Source organism: Pseudomonas sp. BT76 TE3572 (assembly GCF_050435365.1).
GTDB lineage: Bacteria > Pseudomonadota > Gammaproteobacteria > Pseudomonadales > Pseudomonadaceae > Aquipseudomonas > Aquipseudomonas fluorescens_W.
In genome coordinates this window covers 4,183,123-4,204,556 of sequence record NZ_JBNDKE010000001.1, presented here as the reverse complement: position 1 = coordinate 4,204,556, position 21,434 = coordinate 4,183,123, and the positions used below count along the sequence as shown (strand labels likewise).

Sequence of the window (21,434 nt, the reverse complement as noted above, 5' to 3'; positions counted from 1 at the left end):
ATTTCAGAATGAGGAAATTCCATGGCACAAAAAAGCGAAGAGGACGACAAAGTCCGTCTCGATAAATGGTTGTGGGCCGCGCGTTTTTATAAAACACGTGCCTTGGCCAAGGCGGCGATTGAAAGCGGCAAGGTGCATTGTCGGGGCGAGCGCTGCAAACCGGGCAAGGAACCGAGGATCGGCGACGAGTTTCAGATTCGCACAGGGTTCGAGGAACGCACGGTGGTGGTTCAGGCGCTGTCGATCGTACGCCGTGGCGCACCAGAGGCTCAGGCACTCTATGCCGAGACCGAAGCCAGCATCGCCAAGCGCGAGGCGGCTGCGGCCATGCGCAAGGCCGGCGCATTGGGCGTGAGCACCGATGGCAAGCCGAGCAAGAAGCAGCGACGGGATTTGTTCAAGTTTCGTGGAAGCAGCAACGACGAGTAGGCCGTTGCTCTGATTTTTCATCAGTGCAAATGCCACTCGTCGAAAATCACACACAGCCTCTGACCCGTAGGCCATAACCAGAAGGCCAGCAGTACCAGAGGCAAAAAATTGCATAAAGCCAACCGGCGGAGTTTCCACCTTGCTTGGAACAAACCCGGATTGTTCATAAAATGCCCCTCACGGCTGAACATCGCGCACCAAAATGGTGCCGCGAAGGCGCAATTTCTCGCTGTTTGAAATCATCTTGTCATTACTTCAGATACCCAGACCTATGACCGATTTACCGGATACCGACTACACCCAACGCTTCATTTTCGATGACAGCGACACCCGCGGCGAACTGGTCGGGTTGGAGCGTAGTTATGCCGAAGTGCTCGCCAAACACCCGTACCCGGAGCCGGTTGCACAACTGCTCGGCGAGCTGATGGCGGCGGCGTCGTTGTTGGTTGGCACCTTGAAGTTCGATGGCTTGCTGATTCTCCAGGCCCGCTCCGAAGGTCCGATCCCGCTGCTGATGATCGAGTGCTCCAGCGAGCGCGAAATCCGTGGCCTGGCCCGATACGAGGCCGAGCAGATCGCGCCGGATGCGACCCTCGCCGACCTGATGCCCAACGGCGTATTGGCGCTGACCGTCGACCCGACCCAGGGCCAGCGTTACCAGGGCATCGTCGACCTCGATGGCGAAACCCTGTCGGAGTGCTTCACTAACTACTTCGTGATGTCCCAACAGGTCGGTACGCGCTTCTGGTTGTACGCCGATGGTCGTCGCGCCCGTGGCCTGTTGCTGCAGCAACTGCCTGCCGATCGTTTGAAAGACGAAGAAGAACGCGCCGCCAGCTGGCAACACATCACCGCGCTGGGCAGCACCCTGACCGCCGATGAATTGCTGAGCCTGGACAACGAAACCATCCTCCATCGTCTCTACCACGAAGAGCAGGTTCGTCTGTTCGATGTGCAGAAACTACGCTTCCGTTGCAGCTGCTCCCGCGAACGATCTGCCAATGCGCTGGTCAGTTTGGGTCTGGAAGATGCCCAGTCGCTCGTGATCGAACATGGCGGCAACATTGAGATTGATTGCCAGTTTTGCAACGAGCGCTACCTGTTCGACGCCGCCGATATCGTTCAATTGTTCGCCGGCGCGGGTGTTGATACACCGTCAGATACCCGTCACTAAAACGGTTCAGCGCAGGTAAATTCACTGGTTTGTGCCGGAATAACGCCGTTACGACGGGAGGGCCCTACTATTTTTGGGCTTTTCTGGCATAATCCGGCCCACTTTTTGTCGCGGTAGTAGTGCACGACTTTCTACTACAAAACGTTTGGAGCACACTCGGCCACTGGCCGACGGGGAATCTCATGACGCAAGCCAATAACGCCGTGTACACCGATCTGAGTGTTGATGATCTGGTAAAAGAAGCTCTGAGTCGCGGTGAGGGCGAGCTTGCCGATACCGGCGCGCTGACTGTTCGCACCGGTCACCGCACCGGCCGCTCGCCAGTCGATCGTTTCATTGTTGACGAGCCATCCACTTCGGCTTCCATCGCCTGGGGCCCGATCAACCGCAAGTTCCCGGCCGACAAGTTCGATGCCCTGTGGGACCGCGTTGAAGCGTTCAACAATGCGCAAGAGCATTTCGTTTCCCACGTTCATGTAGGTGCGTCTGCCGATCACTACCTGGCCGTGAAAATGACCACCCAGACTGCCTGGCAGAACCTGTTCGGTCGTTGCCTGTTCATCAACCCGCAAAAGTACAACCCGGCTGGCCGTGATGAGTGGCAAGTGCTCAACGTTGCCAACTTCGAGTGCGTGCCAGAGCGTGACGGCACCAACTCCGACGGTTGCGTGATCCTCAACTTCGCTCAGAAGAAAGTGCTGATCGCCGGCATGCGTTACGCCGGTGAAATGAAGAAAGCCATGTTCTCGGTGCAGAACTTCCTGCTGCCGGCTGCCGACGTGCTGCCAATGCACTGCGCCGCCAACATCGGCGAAGCGGGCGACGTGACCCTGTTCTTCGGTCTGTCCGGCACCGGCAAAACCACCCTGTCCGCCGATGAAAGCCGTTACCTGATCGGTGACGACGAGCACGGCTGGGGTGAAGGCGTTGTCTTCAACATCGAAGGCGGCTGCTACGCCAAGTGCATCGACCTGTCCGAGAAAAACGAGCCGGTCATCTGGAAAGCCATCAAGCACGGCGCCGTCCTGGAAAACGTCGTTATCGATGACGCCAAGCACGCCGATTACGCTGATGTCAGCCTGACCCAGAACAGCCGCGCCGCCTACCCGCTGGAGCACGTTGCCAAGCGTTCCGAGAAGAACCTCGGTGGCGAGCCAAACGCTGTGATCTTCCTGACCTGCGACCTGACCGGCGTGCTGCCGCCAGTGTCGATCCTCAGCGAAGAACAAGCGGCCTACCACTTCCTGTCCGGCTACACCGCACTGGTGGGCTCGACCGAAATGGGTTCCGGCAGCGGCATCAAGTCGACCTTCTCCACCTGCTTCGGCGCACCGTTCTTCCCGCGTCCGGCTGGCGAATACGCAGAACTGCTGATCAAGCGCATCCGCGGCTTCGGCTCCAAGGTCTATCTGGTCAACACCGGCTGGACCGGCGGCGGCTACGGCGTCGGCAAACGCTTCAACATCCCGACCACTCGCGGCGTGATCGCAGCGATCCAGAGCGGCGCGTTGATCGGTGCTGAAACCGAACACCTCGACACCATCAACCTCGACGTGCCATTGGCCGTACCGGGCGTTGAGACTGGCCTGTTGAACCCACGTAACACCTGGGCTGACAAGGCTGCTTACGATGAAGCCGCTAAAGCACTGGCTGGGTTGTTTGTTGAGAACTTCAAGAAGTTTGAAGTGAGCGACGCGATCAAGGCTGCTGGGCCTAAGTTGTAAGGCTTGGATTTAGCGAATGAAAAAGCCGCCCTTCGGGGCGGCTTTTTTGTGGGCAATGAAAGACGAGCAGTACGGGGCTCACTTGGCAGACAGACGAAACGCGGGAGCCATATTGTCTTGCTCGCGCTTCGACAACTCCGCTGCGCTAGCCACTTTTGACCACTGGCTCACCACCTCTTGGAAGTTCTCAATTATTTCTTCCGCATCAACACGGCTAACCCGAAAGTACCCGGCCACTTCACGAGCAAGTTCGAGATCCAAAGCATTGTCGGCATCTGTAATGTTGAGCTTTAACCCATCGGCGTGTGCTACCGGGTTCATGTCGTAGGCGTCAGACAGGCGCCACCCCCGGCCGGGGTCAAGGAGAAAACCATGGTTGCGCATGTGGTCGTCGGTATTGGAGACCAGGATGTTGAACACAATGCGCGACCACAACTCGCGGAGATCTTTGTCGGGTTCTGAGCCATGCTCCATGAGTACTTCTGCCAGCTCTAGATAGCTGGCGCCCACCGATGCATCGTCACCGTCCACGCGGTCAGTCATGGTCATGGCTGAGGCGAAATGTAGTCGCCCACCCGTTTCGGTACGGTCGAAGCGCTTGACCATGAAGCAGTGGTGGTCGCTCGCATAGCGTTGTGCAATACCCTTCGCCACCCGCAGACCGCATTGATTCGCCAAAACACTCACCACGAATTCCCACCCGCCGACGTCATAGTTGTCCCGAGTGCTCGGAAACTTGGCGATCCACAAATGACCATTCTTGTCAGCAACACTGGCCTTGGGCCTGGCACCGCCCAATGAGCCACCGGGTGCGATCAACATTCTCAGCCACTCGCGCCCATCGAGTGAGGTGTTTTCTGGATCGTTTTCCAATGCTCGACTTGCCTGCTCCAACGCGCGTAACTCGACAAAGGGAGGCGCCGCCAATCCATCTCGATCATCCAGAAAATTGCCTTCGTCATTGAGCTTGTAGCGAATAGCACCGACTCGATAGAGGTCATGAACGCCTAACAGGAAATCCGACTCGTACAGCTTGCTGCCCTTCGGGGCCAAGCCGTCGCGGATATCCCGTTCCAGTCGGCGTTTCATCAGCAATTGACCCCAGCGATCCGGGCTTGAGTCGGCAAAAACGCCGAAGCGGGTCTGGTGCTGTCCTGGGAACTGTCGCCCTTCGAAGAGCCTGATGCGGGGATCCAGCGTCGTGAAATTCAACTCGGGATCGGCCAAAGCCGCGGTGTCGTACTCAAACTCGAACACGTTAGTGGAGCGAGCCTTTCCGGCATGAAGAAACCCAAGACGCCTTGGTCTTTGCAGGGTTTCCCAATCGGCATACACCGCGATCAGTGTCATTTTTAATCCGTCTCAGGTTTAGATTTTTTCTTGGTAAATAAATTGGAAAAAGAGTGGGTGTTCAATGGGAAATCAACCTCAAGATCCGAATCGGAAATGGGGCTTTCCGGTGCTTGCGTCGTCCGGTCTTGAATAGGTGACGATGCTTTCGTTGGAGTCACGTTGCGCACTCGTTGGCGTTTACTGGTTGCGGCGCTCGCTCGTGGGGTTAATTGCGCGTCTTGCAGCTGGCGTCCCAACTCATCCGTTGCTGCGAGCTTGCTCAAGTCTTTCTCCAGGCCCAGAACCTGCATCACGGACAAATAGGCCCCCATCGTCACGCCCGAGCCGCCGGACTCCAATGAGCGCAGCGTTGTCAGCGACATGCCTGCTCTCTCAGCCACTTGCTTGGCTGTCAGCTTGCGACGTAGCCGAGCGAGTTTGAGTCGTTCGCCAAACTCGGCGAGCAACCTGGATGCAGCCGGCAGCAGGGGGGCTGTTTTCTTAGCCATGTGCCATTATTCCTTCGTTTTTAGGCTTTAACTGCCAGAATAATAGCACTTATGTGGTGATTTGCTGGGCTGCCCCAACGTGTAGCAAGACTCTCTCTGCCAGTACGGCCGCTCCAGATATACGTGGGAGGCGGATTATTGAAACTGCCATTATTCCAACTAAAATCGCTAAAAACAGCCAGAATATTGCCACTTAAGTGCTCGGCCAGATATCTTCCAGAGCTTTTGTATCCCACCGTTGCACCTTGACCGCTTGATAAAGCATGCCGATGGTCAGGGGGACTTTGTCGCCGCGTCCTTTTGCCCTGCGCTTGAGATGCACATCAAACCCTTCCGGCTGAAAGTAGCGATAGGCGTCGTAGTCCACGAAGTCGATCCCGAATTGTTCTTCCAGTGCTTCCATCAAATGCCGCGCATCAGCACCGTCGCAGCCCAGGTCGAAGTTGATCGAGGTGGTGAGGCTGATGGTTTTGCGTTCGGGCAGCCCGAGTTCTTCGTGCAGCAGCTGCATGAGCAGGTGCATGGCGTGGTCGTCGGGGAAGTTGGGGGCGAGTTTCATTGCGGGGGTGTCCGGTTGGGCTTGGATGGATCTTATTGATCGTCGGGCCCTGGGGGAAGGGCCGACTAACTTGATCATTCCCACGCAGAGCGTGGGAACGATCTTCGCTTGGCGTCAGGTGGGTGCTTTCCAGCCCATCATGCGTTGTTGGGCGACTTTCAGGAGGTCGCAGCCGTCCTGAGTCAACAGGTAGAGGGCGTGGGTGATATGCGGGATGTCTTCCACGTCACCGTTTTTGAAGCATTGGCAATGTAGGGTTTTGAGTAGGTCGCCAGAGGCTCGGATACGCTGGAGGGCGGCTTCGAGGATGTCTTGCGGATTGGCCTCTGTGTCGATGATCAGGGGCGGGGAATCGGTGAGGTTGGTTTGGAGTGGGCGGTAGCGATCGGGGAACGGATTCAATTTATTCATTTTATGTATTCTCAAATGCATCAGATGAAACCACCACCATCGTGACCAAGCGATGGAGGCGGACTGTGTTCGGGTTGGTCAGCCGGAGGAATACATAAGACCGGCACGCCATAAGGCGTCCCAAACACAGCCACCATATAGCGTGCAGACACTTGAGGTGCCGGCAGCATACAACGGACGCGTTTATGTATTCCATCGAGTGACCAAGCCCGAGTCGCTGAATTGGCAGCGACAGCCCGACTATAGGTGTGAGCAGCCGGGCAGCGATAGACGACAAAGAGTCCCCGCTTGTAGGAACGAGATGAACCTCGGTTAGGCCCTTTCTATAGGAGTTTTCCGCGACGCAATTTCTCGCTTTTTTCCGCCATCAGCTTGGCCGACCCCCGTTCCCATCACTTCAACGAATATGCTGATACGCCGCCACATCCAACAGGCTAGTGGTCAGCCCGGTCGCCGGCGCATAGATCGTGCCTTTCACTGCCGAGAACTTGACCCCGTTGCTACCCAGCGAAACGTATCGCTCACCTTGGTCCAGTTCGGTGAAGTAGGTATACGAGCACTTTTCCATCGTTTTGTATTTCGCGGCGGCGCTGGTCATGGCGTTATGGTGGTTCTGCAAATCGACCGGGGTCAGGTTGAGGGTTTTGTTTAGCGGCACGCCCCAACGCTTCAGGCACACTTCGGCAAAGTGACGGACGATCAGGCCGGGTTCGGCCAGCGCTTTAGGGCCGCTGACACCGTCTGCTGCGGCGTTGCCGACCAGCGTGCCATGGCGGCCGGGCATCGGGTAAATGTGGGTTCGGGTGCCGGTGGCGGTTTGCGGGATAACACAGCTGAAGCCTTTGGAGCGCTCATCCCGGGCGTAGAAGCCGACGTATTCTTTTACATTGGCATTCAGTTTTACTTTGCCTTCCTGAAAGTTGCCGATGCCCGGTACTGGATCAATTGCAAAGATATTCACCGGGATGTTCTTCAAGGCGCTGTCCTTGAACATGGCATTGGCCAGCATATGGCAACTAATACCTCCTCGGCTCCAGCCTAACAAGTTGACCTTGGTGGGAATGATACCGTCCTTGCGGAACTGTTTAATGATTTGTTCTTGTAACTTCTGACTGGTCACGGCGCGGTCGCCGTAGTTGTATTTGCGCCACAGCCAAGAGCCTTCGACAATCACGTCTTCTATGGGGATGCCGGCAGCCTTGAGGCGGTTGTACTCGGCTTCGGTCAGTTTTTCGCGCTGCCAGTCACACTTGCCTTTAATGATGTTGATTGCATGCTGGACGTTTTCTTCCCAGCCCTTGCCGAACAGCGTGCCGCTCAGGCCGTAGTCCTTGGATTTGGTGAACAGCTCATCAGCTTGCAGGTTGCTGGTGCCAGGGCCGTCAATGACGACCCATTCGGCAAACTCCCGGCCAGCATGATGGGAGGCCAGTGTCGAAACCAGCTCGCCATTCCAGTAAGTTGGGTTTTGGTTGTCGAATTTGGTCGAACCGGTGCCGCAAAAGAAAATAGTTAATGTAGTCATTGTAGTGCTCTTGTTTGGTTTAAGAGCGTTCAGGCTAGTTGGATTTATTTAAATAATGAAGTTGTTAGTTGTTGCCGAATTTGTAGTGTGTATTTAAAGTTTTAGTGCCCTATTTTTTGTTTGGCAACTTCCAGGAGTTCGCAACCATCCTGCGTTAATAAATAAAGCGCATTCACTATATGGGGGATATCTTTAACATCAGCCTGTTTGAAGCACAGGCAATAAAGCGTTTCAAGCAAGTCGCTGGCTGCGCGCAGGCGTTGGTGCGCTGCGTCGAGGACGGCACCCGTGCTGGCCGCGGTGTCGATGACGAGGACGGGCGTTTCGCTGTAGCTGGTTTTGAGTGGGCGATAGCGGTCTTGCATTTAGGTCAGTCCTGTAGGAAGTCGGGCAGTCTCGCCGGCAGGTCGACACCCTGTTTCAGCCGCGCAGCAAACTATGAGGGTGGCGACGCAGTGCGGCAATCAGGCCGCAATGGACAGGGTTTGTAGGGGTTTTACCTGCCTTTTCGGACCGAACCTACGCGTTTCCCGAGGTTTTTTTCGCCTAAACCCTTAGACGACAAATTTCCTACGGGTTTGTCAGGCGCAACGCATCAAACCTCTGTATGGTGCGCGCCAGAATCAGTAGGACGTTTCGAAACGTCCTTCCAAGGCTTAAAGGGAATTAAGTATGCAATGGCTACGTATGGCCTCGATTTTGTTGCTGTGGGCCGGGATTTGTCGCGCAGCAGGTGCTACTGACACCGGTAACTCGATGGTCCTGGCCAACTTGGACCGCACCGGGTGGCCGGATGCGCTGACCAGCCAGGCAAACATGGACACCGCTTTGCGTGCTGAAGTGCTGATGTTCGGCAAGGCATTGCTGGCCAGCGAAGCGCTGGATGAGCCGGGCCTGAAACAACGACTGGGCGTGCAGGATGTGAAGCTCAAGTCGGTCAGACAGGTGCGTGACGGGCTGTGGGACCGGTTGCTGGCCACCTACCGCAGCACCAGCCAGAACTGTGACGGCGAACCCTTCTGCCCTCGCGTGCGCAGCGTTGCGGATTTGCGTCAGTTGGCGGCGGCGTTCACTGGCGAAATCAGTCCGGCTCATGCTGTGTGGGTGAGCAAGAGCCGGGTGTTTCAGGAACAGGTGTTGAACGAGCAGCTGCGGGTGGCCGTGATGGCGCCGTAGCAATCTACCCCGCGGTCGTCAGGATGTTCGCCAGGTCTGTTGGGCTGAACACTCCAGAGAGTCGCATGTAGCGAGCAACGGTGGCTCTCCGGGAAGCCCATTGCAGCCACTCAGCAGCACGGATGTCAGGATCAGGGCGATTGCATAAAACAGTTTGTGAGGCATGGTCGTTCCTTCTTCAAGTGCCGCGCTCATCAGGCGTCCTGCCGTGATGTGAAGTGCGCGGACGGTGGTTGTGCGAGGAGACCTTAACGTCAGATTGAGCGGCTCCGCGAGGAACAAAGTGTTTCGTTTGTTTCTTCCTGTGGCAAAGAACCTTGGGTCGACGCTGTATCATCCCGTATCGTTTTGGTCCCCGACCTTTTCTCGACTCGCTGCGTTTGCCGGCTAGGCTTTGGGCTTCGCAGCGGTCAACGGAGTGACAGCTTATGCACAACACCCTGGAACAGGTTTTCGGTTATCCACAGTTTCGGCCAGGCCAGGAAGCGGCGGTCAGCGCGGTATTGGCCGGGCGCTCGGCGGCGGCGATTTTCCCCACCGGTTCGGGCAAGTCTCTTTGTTATCAATTGCCAGCCTTGCTGCTGCCGCACCTGACGCTGGTGGTCTCGCCGCTGCTGGCGTTGATGCAGGATCAACTGGCGTTCCTGCAGCGCCACGGCATTGCGGCGGGCAGTATCGATTCGGCCCAGAGCCGCGATGACGCCAGCGATGTGATGGCTCGGGCCAAGTCCGGCGAGCTGAAGATTTTGATGATCTCCGTGGAGCGCCTGAAGAACGAGCGCTTCCGCAATTTCTTGCAGCAGGTGCCGATCTCGCTGCTGGTGGTGGACGAGGCGCACTGCATCTCGGAGTGGGGCCACAACTTCCGTCCCGACTACCTCAAGCTTCCCGACTATCAGCGCCAGTTCAACATCCCACAGGCGCTGCTGCTGACCGCCACCGCGACACCCAAGGTGATCGCTGACATGGAGGCCAAGTTCGCCATCGCCCCCGACGATGTGGTGACCACCGGTTTCTATCGGCCGAACCTCAATCTGTTGGTCGAGCCGGTGCGCGGGCAGGACAAACGCCGACGCCTTGTCGAATGGATGAGTCAGCGTCCCGACCAGCCGAGCATTGTCTACGTCACCCTGCAGAAAACCGCCGAGCACATTGCCGAACATCTGGCCCGCAACGGCATTCAGGCCGAGGCTTATCACGCCGGTCTGCCCCACGAACAACGCGAAGCCATCCAGCGTCGGTTCATGGGCGGGCAGTCCAATTGCATCGTTGCCACCATCGCGTTCGGCATGGGCATCGACAAGAGCGACATCCGCAATGTGGTGCATTTCGACCTGCCCAAATCCATCGAAAACTACAGCCAGGAAATCGGCCGCGCCGGGCGAGACGGGCAGCCGTCGGACTGCCTGGTATTGGCCAACCGCGACAGCCTCAACGTGCTGGAAAACTTCGTCTACGGCGATACGCCAGAGCTGGATGGCATCCGCTATGTGCTCGACGAGTTGCAAGCCGCCGCGCCCGAGGGGCAGTGGGAGTTTCTGTTGGGGCCGTTGGCGGACCAAAGCAACATCCGCCAATTGCCGCTCAAGACCTTACTGGTGCAGTTGGAACTGCGCGGGATCATCGCCCCGCGTTATGCCTATTACGCCGAATACCGCTTCAAGTACTTGCAGGAGCCCGAGGTCTTGCTGGCCCGCTTCGAGGGTGAGCGCAAGGACTTCGTCGCGGCGATCATCCAGACCTCAAACCGCGCACGGACTTGGGCCACGGTGAATTTCGATGCGCTGTATGAGCAGCATCAAGCCGAGCGTAATCGCGTGGTGAAGGCGCTGGATTATTTCCAGGAAAAGGGCTGGGTCGAGCTCGAAAGCAAGCAAATGACCGAGGTCTACAGCCTGCTGCAAACGGACTTCAACAGCCAGGCCTTGAGCGCCGAGCTACACGCCTACTTCACCCGGCACGAGCGCACCGAGATCGCGCGGATTCACGCCATGCTGGATCTGTTCGCCACGGACCATTGCCTGGGTTATCGCCTGGCCGAGTACTTCGGCGATGAAAATGCGCCGCAGCAGTGCGGGCATTGTTCGGTGTGTCACGGGGATGTGGCGCGGTTGCCTACGCCACCGGAATTACCAGCGCTTGTGGATAAAAACTTCGAGGCGTTGTGCGGTGATTTTATCCACAGGCATGAGCAGTACACCGGCAACGTTCCGTCGGCGGAACGCGTGACGCGGTTTGTATGCGGCATCGGCGTGCCGCTGTTCACCAAGCTCAAGGCACGGTCGATTCCGGGGTTTGCGACGCTGGAGGATTATCCGTATGCCGAAGTCCGGACGTGGGCCGAGGCGCATTTGCCGGCGTAGATCCATCCGCTGAATGTTGCTCATCACTGGAATAAATTTCAAAAATGCGCGGTGGCTGACTATGGTGAAGGCTGTCTTTGGATCGCCAACAAGAGAACAACTATGAGCCAGACACCGTTCAATATTCAGCGCGCCGCCGTCATTGGCGCGGGCACCATGGGCCGTGGCATTGTCATGTGTCTGGCCAACGCCGGCGTCCCGGTGCAGTGGGTCGATAACAATCCACAGATGCTTGAACAGGCGCTGGCTGCCGTGGCGGACACCTACACCCACAACGTGCGTCAGGGACGGATCGATCAGGTGGAAGCGGACGCTCGCATGGCACGGGTAACGGCTGCTGCTGACTACGCGGCGATCTGCGATGTCGATCTGGTGATCGAAGCCGTGTACGAAAACCTCGAACTCAAGCAGAAAATCTTCCGTGAGCTGGACGGTCTGCTCAAACCTGAAGCCATCCTGGCTAGCAATACCTCGGCGCTGGATATCGACGCCATTGCTGCAGCCACTCGCCGTCCGCAACAGGTCTTGGGCCTGCACTTCTTCAGCCCGGCGCACATCATGAAACTGCTGGAAATCGTTCGTGGTGCCCAGACTTTACCAGTGGTGCTTGAGGCAGCTCTGGCAATGGGCAAGCGCATGGGCAAGGTCAGCGTGGTGTCGGGCAACTGCCATGGTTTCATTGGCAACCGCATGCTGCATCCGTATGCGCTCGAAGCGCGCAAGATGTTGCTCGAAGGCGCTTATCCCTATCAGGTCGATGCGGCACTGCAAGGTTTTGGTTTCGCCATGGGGCCGTTTCGCATGTACGACGTTGTCGGCATCGATCTGGAGTGGCGCGCTCGACAGTTGGCCGGCATAGGGCAGGATGCGCCTGAGGTTCAGGTGGACAATCGTCTGTGCGAATTGGGTCGTTTCGGCCAGAAGAGTGGCAATGGCTATTACCACTATGAGCCGGGCAGTCGTCAGGCTGAGCACGATGTTGAAGTCGATGCGCTGGTGCTGAAGGTCAGCGAAGGATTGGGCTTCCAGCGTCGCGAGATCGGGCCTGAGGAGATTCTGGAGCGCTGCTTGCTGGCACTGGTCAACGAGGGTGCGAAGATCCTTCAGGAAGGGATTGCCGAATCGGCGCACGACATCGATCTGGTGTACCTCAACGGTTATGGCTTCCCGGCGGATAAGGGTGGGCCGATGGCTTGGGCGGATCAACAGGGATTGGCGGATATTCATTTGAGATTGTTGCAGCTGGAAACCAAGCAGGGTGATCAGTGGACACCGGCTCGATTGATCGGGGAGCTGGCGGCGGTGGGTAAAGGGTTTGCGGATCGGTAGACTTCACTGTTCGAACGTTCCCATGCTCCTCCGCGTGGGAACGATCTCTCAAGGCGAGAACCCATGAATCAACGCACTGACTACCCCCACTTCCAACCCATCACCACCCGCTGGCACGACAACGACGCCTACGGTCACGTCAACAACGTTACCTATTACAGCTTCTTCGACACAGCGGTGAACACCTACCTGATCGAAGTCGGCGGTCTGGATATCCATGACGGCGAAGTGGTGGGCTTTGTGGTGAGTTCGGCCTGTGACTACTTTGCATCCATCGCCTTCCCTGACCGGATAGAAATCGGTTTGCGGGTGGGCAAGTTGGGCAACAGTTCGGTGCAGTACGAGCTGGCAGTGTTCAAGGCCGGGGAAGACGAAGCCTGCGCGGCAGGGCGTTTCGTGCATGTGTTTGTAGACCGGGCGTCGAATCAGCCGGTGGCGATTCCTGCCGGGTTGCGCGGGGCACTGGAGCGGTTGGTGGTGTGACGGGCAAAAAAAATCGCAGCCCTTGGGCTGCGATTTTTTGATGCATCGGCAAGCGAGGCGATTCAAGCCTCAGTCGCGATAGCGATGGTGATGCTTGCGATGCCCGTAATGGTGGCCGCGATCATGGCGGTCTCCACGGTAGTAGCGACGATCATCACCACCACGATAGGAGCGACGATCATCATCTTCGTCATCGCTTTTGTTGCCCATGTAGTTACCCAGCGCGCCACCGGCGCCGCCGCCTGCTGCGGAGCCGATCAAGCTGCCGGTGGTGCCGCCCATGCTGCGGCCGACCACGTTACCGCCTGCTGCGCCCAACGCACCGCCAATGGCTGCTTCGCCACGGCTGCGTTTGTCTGCGCCAACAGCACTACCACCCGCGCCGCCCAAGGCCGCGCCAATGGTGGAACCTGTACTGCCGCCTAGTGACTGACCGACGACCGAGCCCAGAACCCCGCCCAATGCGCCGCCCACACCTGCTTCGGTGGTGCCGCCGGCAGAAGCGAAGCCACTGACCAGGCCAAGGGACAACAAGAGAATCGAGGAGAACTTCATAGAGGAACCTCAAGGGGATGACGGCGCGATCCTGAGGCTGTGTCATGGTTGTGACAATCGAATTCCGACGAGTAACACGACTTGAGCACATTTATATAAGTTACTGTTTTTTAGCTGGAACTTAAGTGTTTTTCGCCGGTCTTTAGCTACTTCGGATAGGCCGTTTTCATGCAAAACGGCCTTTTTTGTGGGCGAAAAAGAAGCGTTCGCAATGATCGTTCCCACGAAGAGCGAGGGAACGATCAGGGTCAAGCCGACTTTGCCATAATCAGCCCGGTTTCACTCGCCGCTTCCAACCGGATCGCCACAAACTTCGATGTCGGCGTATGGCTGCCATCCCCGATGCTTTCCAGCGGCACCAGCGGATTCACTTCCGGGTAGTAAGCCGCCGCTTGCCCGGCAGGGATATCAAACGCCAGCAGCGTAAAGCCCTTCACCCGACGCACACGGCCATCATCCCAGATCGAAACGATGTCAGCCTTTTGCCCTGGCTTGAAGCCCAGGCGAATGATGTCGGCTTCGTTCACAAATAGCACATCGCGCTGACCCTTGACGCCACGATAACGGTCATCGAGCCCGTAAATCGTGGTGTTGTACTGATCGTGGGAGCGCATCGACTGCATGATCAGGTCCGGTAACACTCCAGTGGCGCGAGTGCGCTCGTGCACCAGGTCTTTGGGCAGGGCGTTCGGACGGAAATTGGCGCGACCCGACGCGGTATTCCAGCGGCGCGCACCGGCGCTGCTGCCGAGGTAGAACCCGCCCGGGTTCTGGATCTTCTCGTTGAAGTCCTTGAAGCCTGGAATGGTGTCGGCGATCAGGTCGCGGATGCGCCGGTAATCGGCCACCAGCCAGTTCCAGTCCACCGGTTTGCTGCCCAGGGTCGCGGCGGCGATGCCGGCGATGATCGACGGCTCCGAGCGCATCTGGTTCGACAGCGCCTGCAACTGGCCGTTGGAGGCGTGGACCATGCTGAACGAGTCTTCGACGGTCACCGCTTGCGGGCCTTCGGTCTGGATGTCGATGTCGGTGCGGCCCAGGCACGGCAGGATCAACGCGTCTTTACCGTGCGCCAAATGGCTGCGGTTGAGCTTGGTGCTGATTTGCACGGTCAGGTCGCAGTTGCTCAGGGCCTGGAAGGTCCGTGAGCTGTCCGGGGTGGCTTGGGCGAAGTTACCGCCCAGCCCGATAAAGACTTTCGCGCGGCCGTCGGCCATGGCATGAATCGCCTCGACCACGTTGTGACCGTTTTCACGCGGCACCTTGAAGTTGAAGCGACGCTCCAGGGAGTCGAGGAACGCCACTGGTGGACGCTCGTTGATGCCCATGGTCCGATCGCCCTGCACGTTACTGTGGCCGCGCACCGGGCACAGGCCGGCGCCGGGCCGGCCGATGTTGCCGCGCAGCAACATCAGGTTGGCGATTTCCTGGATGGTCGCTACCGAATGGCGATGCTGTGTAATCCCCATCGCCCAGCACATGATCACGTTCTTGCCTTTGGCGTACATCCGCGCCGCTTGCTCGATTTCAACCAGCGTCAGGCCGGATTGCTCGACGATCTGCTCCCACGAGGTGTCGTCGACGATGCCCAGGTATTCCAGCACGTTGACACTGTGTTCATTGAGGAAGTCGTGGTCGAATACGGCAGGCTCACCCGCCTTCTGTGCGTCACGCTCCCACTGCAGCAGGAACTTGGCCATGCCGCGCATGATCGCCATGTCGCCGCCCAATGCCGGACGGAAGTACGCGGTGTTGGTCGGCTTGTCGCCGTTGGTGAGCATTTCGATCGGGTGTTGCGGGTGCTGGAAGCGTTCCAGTCCGCGCTCCTTCAAAGGGTTGATGCAGACCACCTGAGCGCCGCGTTTCACCGCTTCGCGCAACGGTTCGAGCATCCGTGGGTGGTTGGTGCCGGGGTTCTGGCCCCAGACAAAAATCGCGTCGGCGTGTTCGAAGTCGTCGAAGGTGACGGTGCCTTTGCCGACGCCGACACTTTGCGCCATGGCTACACCGCTGGCTTCGTGGCACATGTTCGAGCAATCGGGAAAGTTATTGGTGCCGTAGGCACGCACGAACAATTGATACAGGTATGCCGCTTCGTTGCTGGCGCGGCCCGAGGTGTAGAACTCGGCCTGGTTCGGGCTCGACAGGCCTTGCAAATGTTTGGCGATCAAGGAGAAAGCCGCTTCCCAACTGATCGGCTTGTAGCGATCGGTTTCGGCGTCATAGCTCAATGGCTCGGTCAGACGGCCTTGATACTCCAGCCAATAGTCGCTTTGTTCCAGCAACGAACTGACGCTGTGTTTGGCAAAGAACGCACCGTCGACACGGCGTTTGGTCGCTTCCCAGTTCACTGCTTTGGCGCCGTTCTCGCAGAACGCCACCATGCCGGCCTCATTGGAATCGCCCCAGGCGCAGCCGGGGCAGTCGAACCCGCCGTTCTTGTTGGTCTTGAGCATCATGCGCAAGTTTTTCAGCGCGTTGTCGCTGGTCAACCAGGCACGGGCAACGCTGGCCAGCGCGCCCCAGCCACCGGCCGGGCCTTTGTAGGGTTTGTAGCGGGGGACGGGTTTCTGATCGGCTTGACGATGTTGACTCACGCGTGGTTCTCCGTCGCAGGGCTGTAGACCCGCGGCGCACTTTTCTGCGGCAGGTGGATGAGATTGAGGTTGTGGCGACGGGCCCATTGCACGGCAAGGCCCGTGGGCGACGACAGGCTGACCAGGGTCTGGATACCTGCGCGCAACACTTTCTGGATCAATTCGAGACTGCAACGGCTGGTGACAATCGCCAGCCCGCCGGTGGTCGGGATCTTCTGACGGATCAGTCCGCCAATCAGTTTGTCGAGGGCGTTGTGTCGGCCGATGTCTTCGCGGCCCAGCAGCAATTGGCCCTGACTGTTCATAAACACGGCGGCGTGCACCGCGCCGGAGTACTGGCCCAGAGGCTGAAACGCACCGATGCGCTGACGCAAACCATCGAGCCATTCGGCGGGCGGCAAGGGTGCGCCGGGCAACACCTTGAGGTCTGGCAATGCCTGCTCCACCGCTTCCACGCCGCAGAGTCCGCAACCGCTGGTGCCGGCCATTTGCCGACGTTGTTGCTTGAGGTTCCAGAAGGCGCGGTTGGCGATGGTCACTTGCGCGTATTGCGCTGAACCCGAGCCGCTGAGTTGCAGGTCATAAATGTCGGAAGCGTCTTCGATGATGCCGCTGCCGAGGCTGAAGCCGACAATAAAGTCTTCAAGGTCCGTCGGCGTCACCAACATGACCGCCTGACTGATGCCGTTGTAGGCGATCGCCAACGCAACTTCTTCGGCTAGCGCGGTGCTGGCCGATTCGGTGTCTTGAAGGTCGCAGTAACTGTATGTCTGGCTTGCGGCGGGCGCTGGCGTTTCGAGGGCTGGCGCCGCGCAGGCAGGGCGCTTGGCGTTCATGAGGTATTACCGACGGTTTAGGCTGCTTTAAGCCTAGGCGCGTCAACTTGTCGCGTCTAATCGCTATTACTGATCTAACGATAGATGGCGTCGATCAAGAGCTCGGCAGCGATTGCTGAAGTATCGCGAAACAGGCTTCCGCGAGCGCCGAACGCGGGGCGCTGCGACGCATAATCAGCCCCAGCCGGGCGAGGGTTTGAGCATTTTCGATGGGGTGCAGGCGCAAATGATCGGTGAGTTTTTCCAGGCCTCCGTCCAGCGGCATCACGGCGCAGCAGAATCCGCCGTGCACCGCTTGTAACAATTGGTGGACGGCATCGGTTTGCAGTAACGGCTGCGGGGTGAGGCCGCGACTGTGGAAGTTGTGGTCGATGGACTGCCGAAAATGCATGCCGCTGGTGAGCATGCCCAGCGGCAGTTCGATCAGGAACTCCCAACTCAGCGGCGCCTCACCGAAACTGAAGAAGCGCTGATCGTAGAGCAGGCCCATGCGGGTTTCGCTGAACGCCAGGGAATCGAAGCGTTCGCCGTCCAGGCGCTCCAGGTAGGAAACGCCGAGGTCCAGGCGATTGTTCGCCAGTTGTTCGAGGATTTGTTCAGAGCTCAGGGCCGAGAGTTCGAAGCGCAGGTTCGGGTGTTCGGCGTGCAGGCGTTGCATCAGCGGCAGCGGATCGAAGCTCGACAGCGGGACCACGCCCAGACGCAACGTACCGACCAGATTGCCGCGACAGGCAGCCGCTTCGGCCTGCAAACCGTCATAGGCCGCCAGCACGGTGCGCGCCCACGCCAGCACCCGCTCACCCGGTGCGGTGAAACCTTCGAAGCGCTGCCCGCGATTGACCAGCGGCAACTCGAGTTCTTCTTCGAGGCTGCGCAAGCGCATGGACAGGGTCGGCTGAGTGATGTGACAACGCGCAGCGGCCTGGCCGAAATGCCGGGTTTCGTCGAGGGCGATGAGGAATTTCAGTTGCTTGATGTCCATCTTCGCTCCAGGGTGCGGGAAGGTGCGGATTCTAGCGCTTGGGGGGAAGCGGCGTCATTGGTCGGGTTGGAACCGTGTGTTGCAACCTTGGTCTAGGCTTTTGCGTCTGGAACCCAAAACCCAAGGAGAGCAAACGATGAGCCTTTTCAGTTTTCTTAAAGAAGCCGGTGAAAAAATCCTCGATGCGCTGACCCCGGACAAGGCCGAAGCCAACAGTGAGGCGCTGACCAAACACGTTAAGGACGCCCTGACGGGGATAGACACTTCCAAGGTCCAGGTGAAAGTCGAGGGTGACAAAATCATCGCCACCGGTGAAGCCGCCAGTCAGGAAGAGAAAGAAAAAATCCTTCTTGCGCTGGGTAACGTGGCCGGTATCAGCGGTGTAGATGACCAGATCACGGTGACCGGGCCGGTGGCTACGCCGGCGAAGTTCGTCACGGTCGAGAAAGGCGACACGCTTAGCGCCATTTCCAAGCGTGTGTATGGCGATGCCAACAAGTACAACAAAATTTTCGAGGCCAACAAACCGATGCTCAAGCACCCGGACAAGATCTATCCGGGGCAGTCGTTGCGCATTCCTGAGTAACTCTCAAGACCGTGTGATGGCCATCGCGGGCAAGCCACGCTCCCACACGTGTTGTGTCGTTCACGTAGTGTGCATACGACGCAAAACCTGTGGGAGCGTGGCTTGTCCGCGATGCAGGCGACTCGGTCTCAAAGGCCTGCGATGAGCTCCCGATAATCCCCCACCGCCGCAAACTCGGCCGTGTCCTTCGGCCCTTTACGGCTGTCCGGCTCACTCACGGCCAACAGATGCGCCACACCAAAATTCCGCGCGCTGCGCAGGATCGGCAATGTATCGTCGATAAACAGACTGCGCGCCGGATCAAAGCCAATGTCGGCCTGCAACGCCTCCCAGAACTGCGGATTCTCCTTGGGGAAACCGTAATCGTGGGAACTGATCAATCGCTCGAAGTACGGCGCCAGTTCGATCCTTTCCAGCTTCAATGACAGCGAATCACGGTGCGCATTGGTGATCATCACCACCCGTTTGCCGGCCTGATTGATCGCTTCCAGAAAGGTGTCCGCGTCCGGTCGCAAGGCGATCAGGTGCGCGGTTTCCAGTTTCAGTTCGCGCACCGGCAGTTTGAGTTCGGCGCTCCAGAAATCCAGGCAATACCACTGCAACTGGCCGGCGTTGCGTTCGAACAACGGCTGCAATTCCATCTCGGCCATCGCCCGACTCACCCCGTGCAACTCGGCGTAACGCTGGGGCAGGTGTTCCATCCAGAAATGGTTGTCGTAATGCAGGTCCAGCAGCGTGCCGTCCATATCCAGCAGAACGGTGTCGATGTCGCGCCAGGGCAGCAGGGACATAAAAAACTTCTCCAGCGGTAAAAAAGATATCCGAGGTAAACAATCAGGATAGGCCGGGTATAGTAACGCGTTCACGCCAAGGAGCTTTTCATGCGCCAGAAACCCACCATCCTCGCCCGCGAGATTGTCGCTACCAGCCGTTTGTTCTGCGTTGAAGAGCTGAAGTTGCGCTTTTCCAATGGCGTGGAGCGCACGTATGAGCGTCTGGTGGGCAAGGGCGCCGGTTATGGCGCGGTGATGATCGTGGCGATGCTGGATGCGGACCACGCGGTGCTCGTTGAAGAGTATTGCGGCGGCACCGATGAATACGAGCTGTCCTTGCCAAAAGGCTTGATCGAGCCGGGCGAGGACGTGCTGGCGGCGGCCGAGCGGGAGCTCAAGGAAGAGGCCGGGTATGGCGCGCGGCAATTGGAGCATCTGACTGAGTTGTCGTTGTCGCCCGGTTACATGAGCCAGAAGATCCAGGTGGTGTTGGCCACTGATCTGTACGAAGAAAGCCTTGAAGGCGATGAGCCCGAGCCGATGGGCGTGGACAAAATCAACCTGCGTGAGTTGTCGGCCCTGGCCCAGAACCCGCGATTCACTGAGGGCCGTGCATTGGCAGCCCTGTATCTGGCCCGCGATCTACTGACTCAGCGTGGAGTGTTCCAGCCATGATTTTCCCCCATCCGTTGATGGCGCCTGTTGTTGAACTGGCGCTGAAAGCCGGTGAAGCGATTCTGCCGTTCTGGCGTGCCAACGTCGCCGTGACTGCCAAATCCGATGATTCCCCGGTGACGGCCGCCGACATGGCCGCTCACCATGTGATCCTGGCCGGGCTGACGGCGCTGGACCCGAGCATCCCGGTGCTGTCCGAAGAAGACGCCAACATTCCCCAGAGCGTGCGCGCCGGGTGGCAGCGTTGGTGGCTGGTGGACCCGCTGGACGGGACCAAGGAGTTCATTTCCGGTAGTGAAGAATTTACCGTAAACATTGCGCTGATCGAGCAGGGCCGAGTGGTGTTTGGCGTGGTGTCGATGCCGACCAACGGGCGCTTCTACGTCGGTGGTGCGGGTCTTGGCGCGTGGCGTGGCGATAAAGACGCGGAGCCTTTGCCGATTCAGGTTCGCGAGGTTCCTGCTGAGGGAGAAGCGTTTACCGTGGTTGCCAGTCGTCGGCACTCAAGTCCTGAGCAGGAGCGCTTGCTGGCCGGGTTGAGCGACAGTCTGGGTGAGCTGCAATTGGCCAACATCGGCAGTTCGCTGAAATTTTGTTTGTTGGCCGAGGGGGCGGCGGATTGTTATCCGCGGTTGGCGCCGACTTCGCAGTGGGACACGGCGGCGGCGCAAGGCGTGCTGGAAGGGGCGGGCGGTGAGGTGCTGGATTTGAGCGGTGCGCCGTTCAGTTATCCGGCGCGGGAGTCGTTGTTGAATGAGTTTTTTTTGGCGCTGCCGGCGAAGGCTGCGTGGCGGGAGAAGTTATTGGCGTTGGCTCGGGCCTGAAGATCAAGGGATCGCAGCCTCGTTTCACTCGACAGCTCCTACAGGGGGCGCGTTTCTCTGTAGCAGCTGTCGAGTGAAACGAGGCTGCGATCTTTTGCTTTAGCGGTGGAGTACGTACTGCCCGGTAAACTTCACCGCATCGTCATCACTGTCCGTATTGACGATCCGAGAATGCAGCGTCAACCGCGCCCGTCCATACCGCTTATACATCGCCAAAAACTTCTTCCACACCGCCGCACTCGGCGCATGGCAAATCGCTGTCGCGTCCATGGTCACCGGCAGTGGATAGCTGATCTGTCCTTCCTGAATCACGATGTGCCCGCCTTCAACCCCTTCTTCACGCAAACGCAGGTGCAACCAGCCCCAACCGGCCAGCACCGCGCCGCAATACAGGCTGCCGCCGAACATGGTGCTTTTATGATTGACGTTGGCCTCCAGTGGCAAGTGCAGACGCAGTTGCTGGTCGTGCCAGTCGAGCACTTTGAGGCCCATGTCCCGGGTAAGGGGAATGTCGCGATGGAGGACTGATTCCAGATGACGGCTGTCGCGGCTCATGCACGGATCTCTTTTTTGAAGATGATGATTTGACGGT

General features: G+C 58.4%; 22 protein-coding genes and 1 pseudogene. 10 read left to right on the top strand and 13 right to left on the bottom strand.

The genetic code is table 11. The features are described from left to right. The first annotated feature begins 21 nt into the window (after positions 1-21). Positions 22-429, top strand: a complete 408-nt coding sequence (locus ABH912_RS19050) for an RNA-binding S4 domain-containing protein (RefSeq protein WP_018929316.1) — start codon at positions 22-24, stop codon at positions 427-429. A gap of 23 nt (positions 430-452) precedes the next feature. On the opposite strand, the pseudogene ABH912_RS19045 reads toward ABH912_RS19050, so the two are convergent. Beyond that, positions 453-596 (bottom strand): annotated as a pseudogene (locus tag ABH912_RS19045) (phosphatase PAP2 family protein); the annotation flags it as partial. Positions 597-700: 104 nt separating this feature from the next. On the opposite strand from ABH912_RS19045, the gene hslO reads away from it, so the two are divergent. Both hslO and ABH912_RS19035 read left to right on the top strand, forming a co-directional pair. Further along, positions 701-1,603, top strand: coding sequence for an Hsp33 family molecular chaperone HslO (hslO, locus tag ABH912_RS19040; RefSeq protein WP_033058435.1), 903 nt, complete (start codon positions 701-703; stop codon positions 1,601-1,603). A gap of 182 nt (positions 1,604-1,785) precedes the next feature. Then, the gene (locus tag ABH912_RS19035; RefSeq protein ID WP_033058432.1) at positions 1,786-3,327 is read left to right on the top strand and encodes a phosphoenolpyruvate carboxykinase; all 1,542 of its coding nucleotides are present in this window, start codon (positions 1,786-1,788) and stop codon (positions 3,325-3,327) included. Positions 3,328-3,405: 78 nt separating this feature from the next. On the opposite strand, the gene ABH912_RS19030 is transcribed toward ABH912_RS19035, so the two are convergent. The 6 genes from ABH912_RS19030 to ABH912_RS19005 all read right to left on the bottom strand — a co-directional run bounded on the left by ABH912_RS19030 (position 3,406) and on the right by ABH912_RS19005 (position 8,028). After that, the gene (locus tag ABH912_RS19030) at positions 3,406-4,677 is read right to left on the bottom strand and encodes a type II toxin-antitoxin system HipA family toxin (RefSeq protein ID WP_429511378.1); all 1,272 of its coding nucleotides are present in this window, start codon (positions 4,675-4,677) and stop codon (positions 3,406-3,408) included. Between the two features lie 2 nt (positions 4,678-4,679). Then, positions 4,680-5,168: a helix-turn-helix domain-containing protein gene (locus ABH912_RS19025; protein WP_033058426.1), complete on the bottom strand. Its 489-nt coding sequence runs from the start codon at positions 5,166-5,168 to the stop codon at positions 4,680-4,682. Between the two features lie 193 nt (positions 5,169-5,361). Continuing rightward, positions 5,362-5,727, bottom strand: coding sequence for a DUF1493 family protein (locus ABH912_RS19020; protein WP_429511377.1), 366 nt, complete (start codon positions 5,725-5,727; stop codon positions 5,362-5,364). Between the two features lie 114 nt (positions 5,728-5,841). Then, the gene (locus ABH912_RS19015) at positions 5,842-6,138 is read right to left on the bottom strand and encodes a hypothetical protein (RefSeq protein ID WP_123367054.1); all 297 of its coding nucleotides are present in this window, start codon (positions 6,136-6,138) and stop codon (positions 5,842-5,844) included. A gap of 397 nt (positions 6,139-6,535) precedes the next feature. Beyond that, a complete protein-coding gene (locus ABH912_RS19010) occupies positions 6,536-7,663 on the bottom strand; it encodes a hypothetical protein (protein ID WP_429511376.1) in 1,128 nt (375 codons plus the stop codon). 101 nt (positions 7,664-7,764) lie between these two features. After that, positions 7,765-8,028 carry a hypothetical protein gene (locus ABH912_RS19005; protein ID WP_033058413.1) on the bottom strand — a complete coding sequence of 88 codons (264 nt, stop codon included), beginning with the start codon at positions 8,026-8,028 and terminating at the stop codon, positions 7,765-7,767. A gap of 307 nt (positions 8,029-8,335) precedes the next feature. Between ABH912_RS19005 and ABH912_RS19000 the strand changes: the two genes are divergently transcribed. The 4 genes from ABH912_RS19000 (at position 8,336) to ABH912_RS18985 (ending at position 13,014) form a co-directional block, all read left to right on the top strand. Next, positions 8,336-8,839: a polysaccharide deacetylase gene (locus ABH912_RS19000; RefSeq protein ID WP_429511375.1), complete on the top strand. Its 504-nt coding sequence runs from the start codon at positions 8,336-8,338 to the stop codon at positions 8,837-8,839. 428 nt (positions 8,840-9,267) lie between these two features. Further along, positions 9,268-11,202 carry a RecQ family ATP-dependent DNA helicase gene (locus ABH912_RS18995; RefSeq protein ID WP_429511374.1) on the top strand — a complete coding sequence of 645 codons (1,935 nt, stop codon included), beginning with the start codon at positions 9,268-9,270 and terminating at the stop codon, positions 11,200-11,202. 102 nt (positions 11,203-11,304) lie between these two features. After that, positions 11,305-12,531 carry a 3-hydroxyacyl-CoA dehydrogenase NAD-binding domain-containing protein gene (locus ABH912_RS18990; RefSeq protein ID WP_429511373.1) on the top strand — a complete coding sequence of 409 codons (1,227 nt, stop codon included), beginning with the start codon at positions 11,305-11,307 and terminating at the stop codon, positions 12,529-12,531. Between the two features lie 63 nt (positions 12,532-12,594). Beyond that, positions 12,595-13,014, top strand: a complete 420-nt coding sequence (locus tag ABH912_RS18985) for an acyl-CoA thioesterase (protein ID WP_033058406.1) — start codon at positions 12,595-12,597, stop codon at positions 13,012-13,014. Positions 13,015-13,083: 69 nt separating this feature from the next. On the opposite strand, the gene ABH912_RS18980 is transcribed toward ABH912_RS18985, so the two are convergent. The 4 genes from ABH912_RS18980 to ABH912_RS18965 all read right to left on the bottom strand — a co-directional run bounded on the left by ABH912_RS18980 (position 13,084) and on the right by ABH912_RS18965 (position 17,984). Further along, positions 13,084-13,569 carry a glycine zipper domain-containing protein gene (locus ABH912_RS18980; protein ID WP_033058403.1) on the bottom strand — a complete coding sequence of 162 codons (486 nt, stop codon included), beginning with the start codon at positions 13,567-13,569 and terminating at the stop codon, positions 13,084-13,086. A 248-nt stretch (positions 13,570-13,817) separates the two neighbouring features. Further along, positions 13,818-16,166 carry an FdhF/YdeP family oxidoreductase gene (locus ABH912_RS18975; RefSeq protein WP_033058400.1) on the bottom strand — a complete coding sequence of 783 codons (2,349 nt, stop codon included), beginning with the start codon at positions 16,164-16,166 and terminating at the stop codon, positions 13,818-13,820. Continuing rightward, positions 16,163-17,002, bottom strand: a complete 840-nt coding sequence (fdhD, locus tag ABH912_RS18970) for a formate dehydrogenase accessory sulfurtransferase FdhD (protein WP_033058397.1) — start codon at positions 17,000-17,002, stop codon at positions 16,163-16,165. Before fdhD ends, ABH912_RS18975 begins: the two co-directional genes overlap by 4 nt. A 94-nt stretch (positions 17,003-17,096) precedes the next feature. Next, positions 17,097-17,984, bottom strand: coding sequence for a LysR family transcriptional regulator (locus tag ABH912_RS18965; RefSeq protein ID WP_033058394.1), 888 nt, complete (start codon positions 17,982-17,984; stop codon positions 17,097-17,099). A gap of 136 nt (positions 17,985-18,120) precedes the next feature. Between ABH912_RS18965 and lysM the strand changes: the two genes are divergently transcribed. Further along, complete coding sequence (lysM, locus tag ABH912_RS18960; RefSeq protein ID WP_033058391.1) at positions 18,121-18,570, top strand: peptidoglycan-binding protein LysM; 450 nt, start codon at positions 18,121-18,123, stop codon at positions 18,568-18,570. A gap of 128 nt (positions 18,571-18,698) precedes the next feature. On the opposite strand, the gene yrfG is transcribed toward lysM, so the two are convergent. After that, entirely contained in the window at positions 18,699-19,361 is a 663-nt protein-coding gene (gene yrfG, locus ABH912_RS18955; protein WP_429511372.1) for a GMP/IMP nucleotidase, read from the bottom strand. A gap of 90 nt (positions 19,362-19,451) precedes the next feature. On the opposite strand from yrfG, the gene nudE reads away from it, so the two are divergent. Continuing rightward, the gene (gene nudE / locus ABH912_RS18950) at positions 19,452-20,018 is read left to right on the top strand and encodes an ADP compounds hydrolase NudE (RefSeq protein ID WP_033058385.1); all 567 of its coding nucleotides are present in this window, start codon (positions 19,452-19,454) and stop codon (positions 20,016-20,018) included. Then, positions 20,015-20,842, top strand: a complete 828-nt coding sequence (gene cysQ / locus ABH912_RS18945) for a 3'(2'),5'-bisphosphate nucleotidase CysQ (RefSeq protein ID WP_429511371.1) — start codon at positions 20,015-20,017, stop codon at positions 20,840-20,842. The genes nudE and cysQ overlap by 4 nt, the downstream gene beginning before the upstream one ends. A 99-nt stretch (positions 20,843-20,941) precedes the next feature. Here cysQ and ABH912_RS18940 read toward each other — a convergent pair whose 3' ends face one another. After that, on the bottom strand, positions 20,942-21,397 hold the full coding sequence (locus tag ABH912_RS18940) for a thioesterase domain-containing protein (protein WP_223432607.1): 456 nt from the start codon (positions 21,395-21,397) through the stop codon (positions 20,942-20,944). Positions 21,398-21,434: the final 37 nt, after the last annotated feature.

Bases quoted from the DNA above. Each gene is read 5' to 3' on its own strand.
- ABH912_RS19050 (WP_018929316.1), top strand. From the start codon at position 22: ATGGCACAAAAAAGCGAAGAGGACGACAAAGTCCGTCTCGATAAATGG.
- hslO (WP_033058435.1), top strand. From the start codon at position 701: ATGACCGATTTACCGGATACCGACTACACCCAACGCTTCATTTTCGAT.
- ABH912_RS19035 (WP_033058432.1), top strand. From the start codon at position 1,786: ATGACGCAAGCCAATAACGCCGTGTACACCGATCTGAGTGTTGATGAT.
- ABH912_RS19030 (WP_429511378.1), bottom strand. From the start codon at position 4,677: ATGACACTGATCGCGGTGTATGCCGATTGGGAAACCCTGCAAAGACCA.
- ABH912_RS19025 (WP_033058426.1), bottom strand. From the start codon at position 5,168: ATGGCTAAGAAAACAGCCCCCCTGCTGCCGGCTGCATCCAGGTTGCTC.
- ABH912_RS19020 (WP_429511377.1), bottom strand. From the start codon at position 5,727: ATGAAACTCGCCCCCAACTTCCCCGACGACCACGCCATGCACCTGCTC.
- ABH912_RS19015 (WP_123367054.1), bottom strand. From the start codon at position 6,138: ATGAATAAATTGAATCCGTTCCCCGATCGCTACCGCCCACTCCAAACC.
- ABH912_RS19010 (WP_429511376.1), bottom strand. From the start codon at position 7,663: ATGACTACATTAACTATTTTCTTTTGCGGCACCGGTTCGACCAAATTC.
- ABH912_RS19005 (WP_033058413.1), bottom strand. From the start codon at position 8,028: ATGCAAGACCGCTATCGCCCACTCAAAACCAGCTACAGCGAAACGCCC.
- ABH912_RS19000 (WP_429511375.1), top strand. From the start codon at position 8,336: ATGCAATGGCTACGTATGGCCTCGATTTTGTTGCTGTGGGCCGGGATT.
- ABH912_RS18995 (WP_429511374.1), top strand. From the start codon at position 9,268: ATGCACAACACCCTGGAACAGGTTTTCGGTTATCCACAGTTTCGGCCA.
- ABH912_RS18990 (WP_429511373.1), top strand. From the start codon at position 11,305: ATGAGCCAGACACCGTTCAATATTCAGCGCGCCGCCGTCATTGGCGCG.
- ABH912_RS18985 (WP_033058406.1), top strand. From the start codon at position 12,595: ATGAATCAACGCACTGACTACCCCCACTTCCAACCCATCACCACCCGC.
- ABH912_RS18980 (WP_033058403.1), bottom strand. From the start codon at position 13,569: ATGAAGTTCTCCTCGATTCTCTTGTTGTCCCTTGGCCTGGTCAGTGGC.
- fdhD (WP_033058397.1), bottom strand. From the start codon at position 17,002: ATGAACGCCAAGCGCCCTGCCTGCGCGGCGCCAGCCCTCGAAACGCCA.
- ABH912_RS18965 (WP_033058394.1), bottom strand. From the start codon at position 17,984: ATGGACATCAAGCAACTGAAATTCCTCATCGCCCTCGACGAAACCCGG.
- lysM (WP_033058391.1), top strand. From the start codon at position 18,121: ATGAGCCTTTTCAGTTTTCTTAAAGAAGCCGGTGAAAAAATCCTCGAT.
- yrfG (WP_429511372.1), bottom strand. From the start codon at position 19,361: ATGTCCCTGCTGCCCTGGCGCGACATCGACACCGTTCTGCTGGATATG.
- nudE (WP_033058385.1), top strand. From the start codon at position 19,452: ATGCGCCAGAAACCCACCATCCTCGCCCGCGAGATTGTCGCTACCAGC.
- cysQ (WP_429511371.1), top strand. From the start codon at position 20,015: ATGATTTTCCCCCATCCGTTGATGGCGCCTGTTGTTGAACTGGCGCTG.
- ABH912_RS18940 (WP_223432607.1), bottom strand. From the start codon at position 21,397: ATGAGCCGCGACAGCCGTCATCTGGAATCAGTCCTCCATCGCGACATT.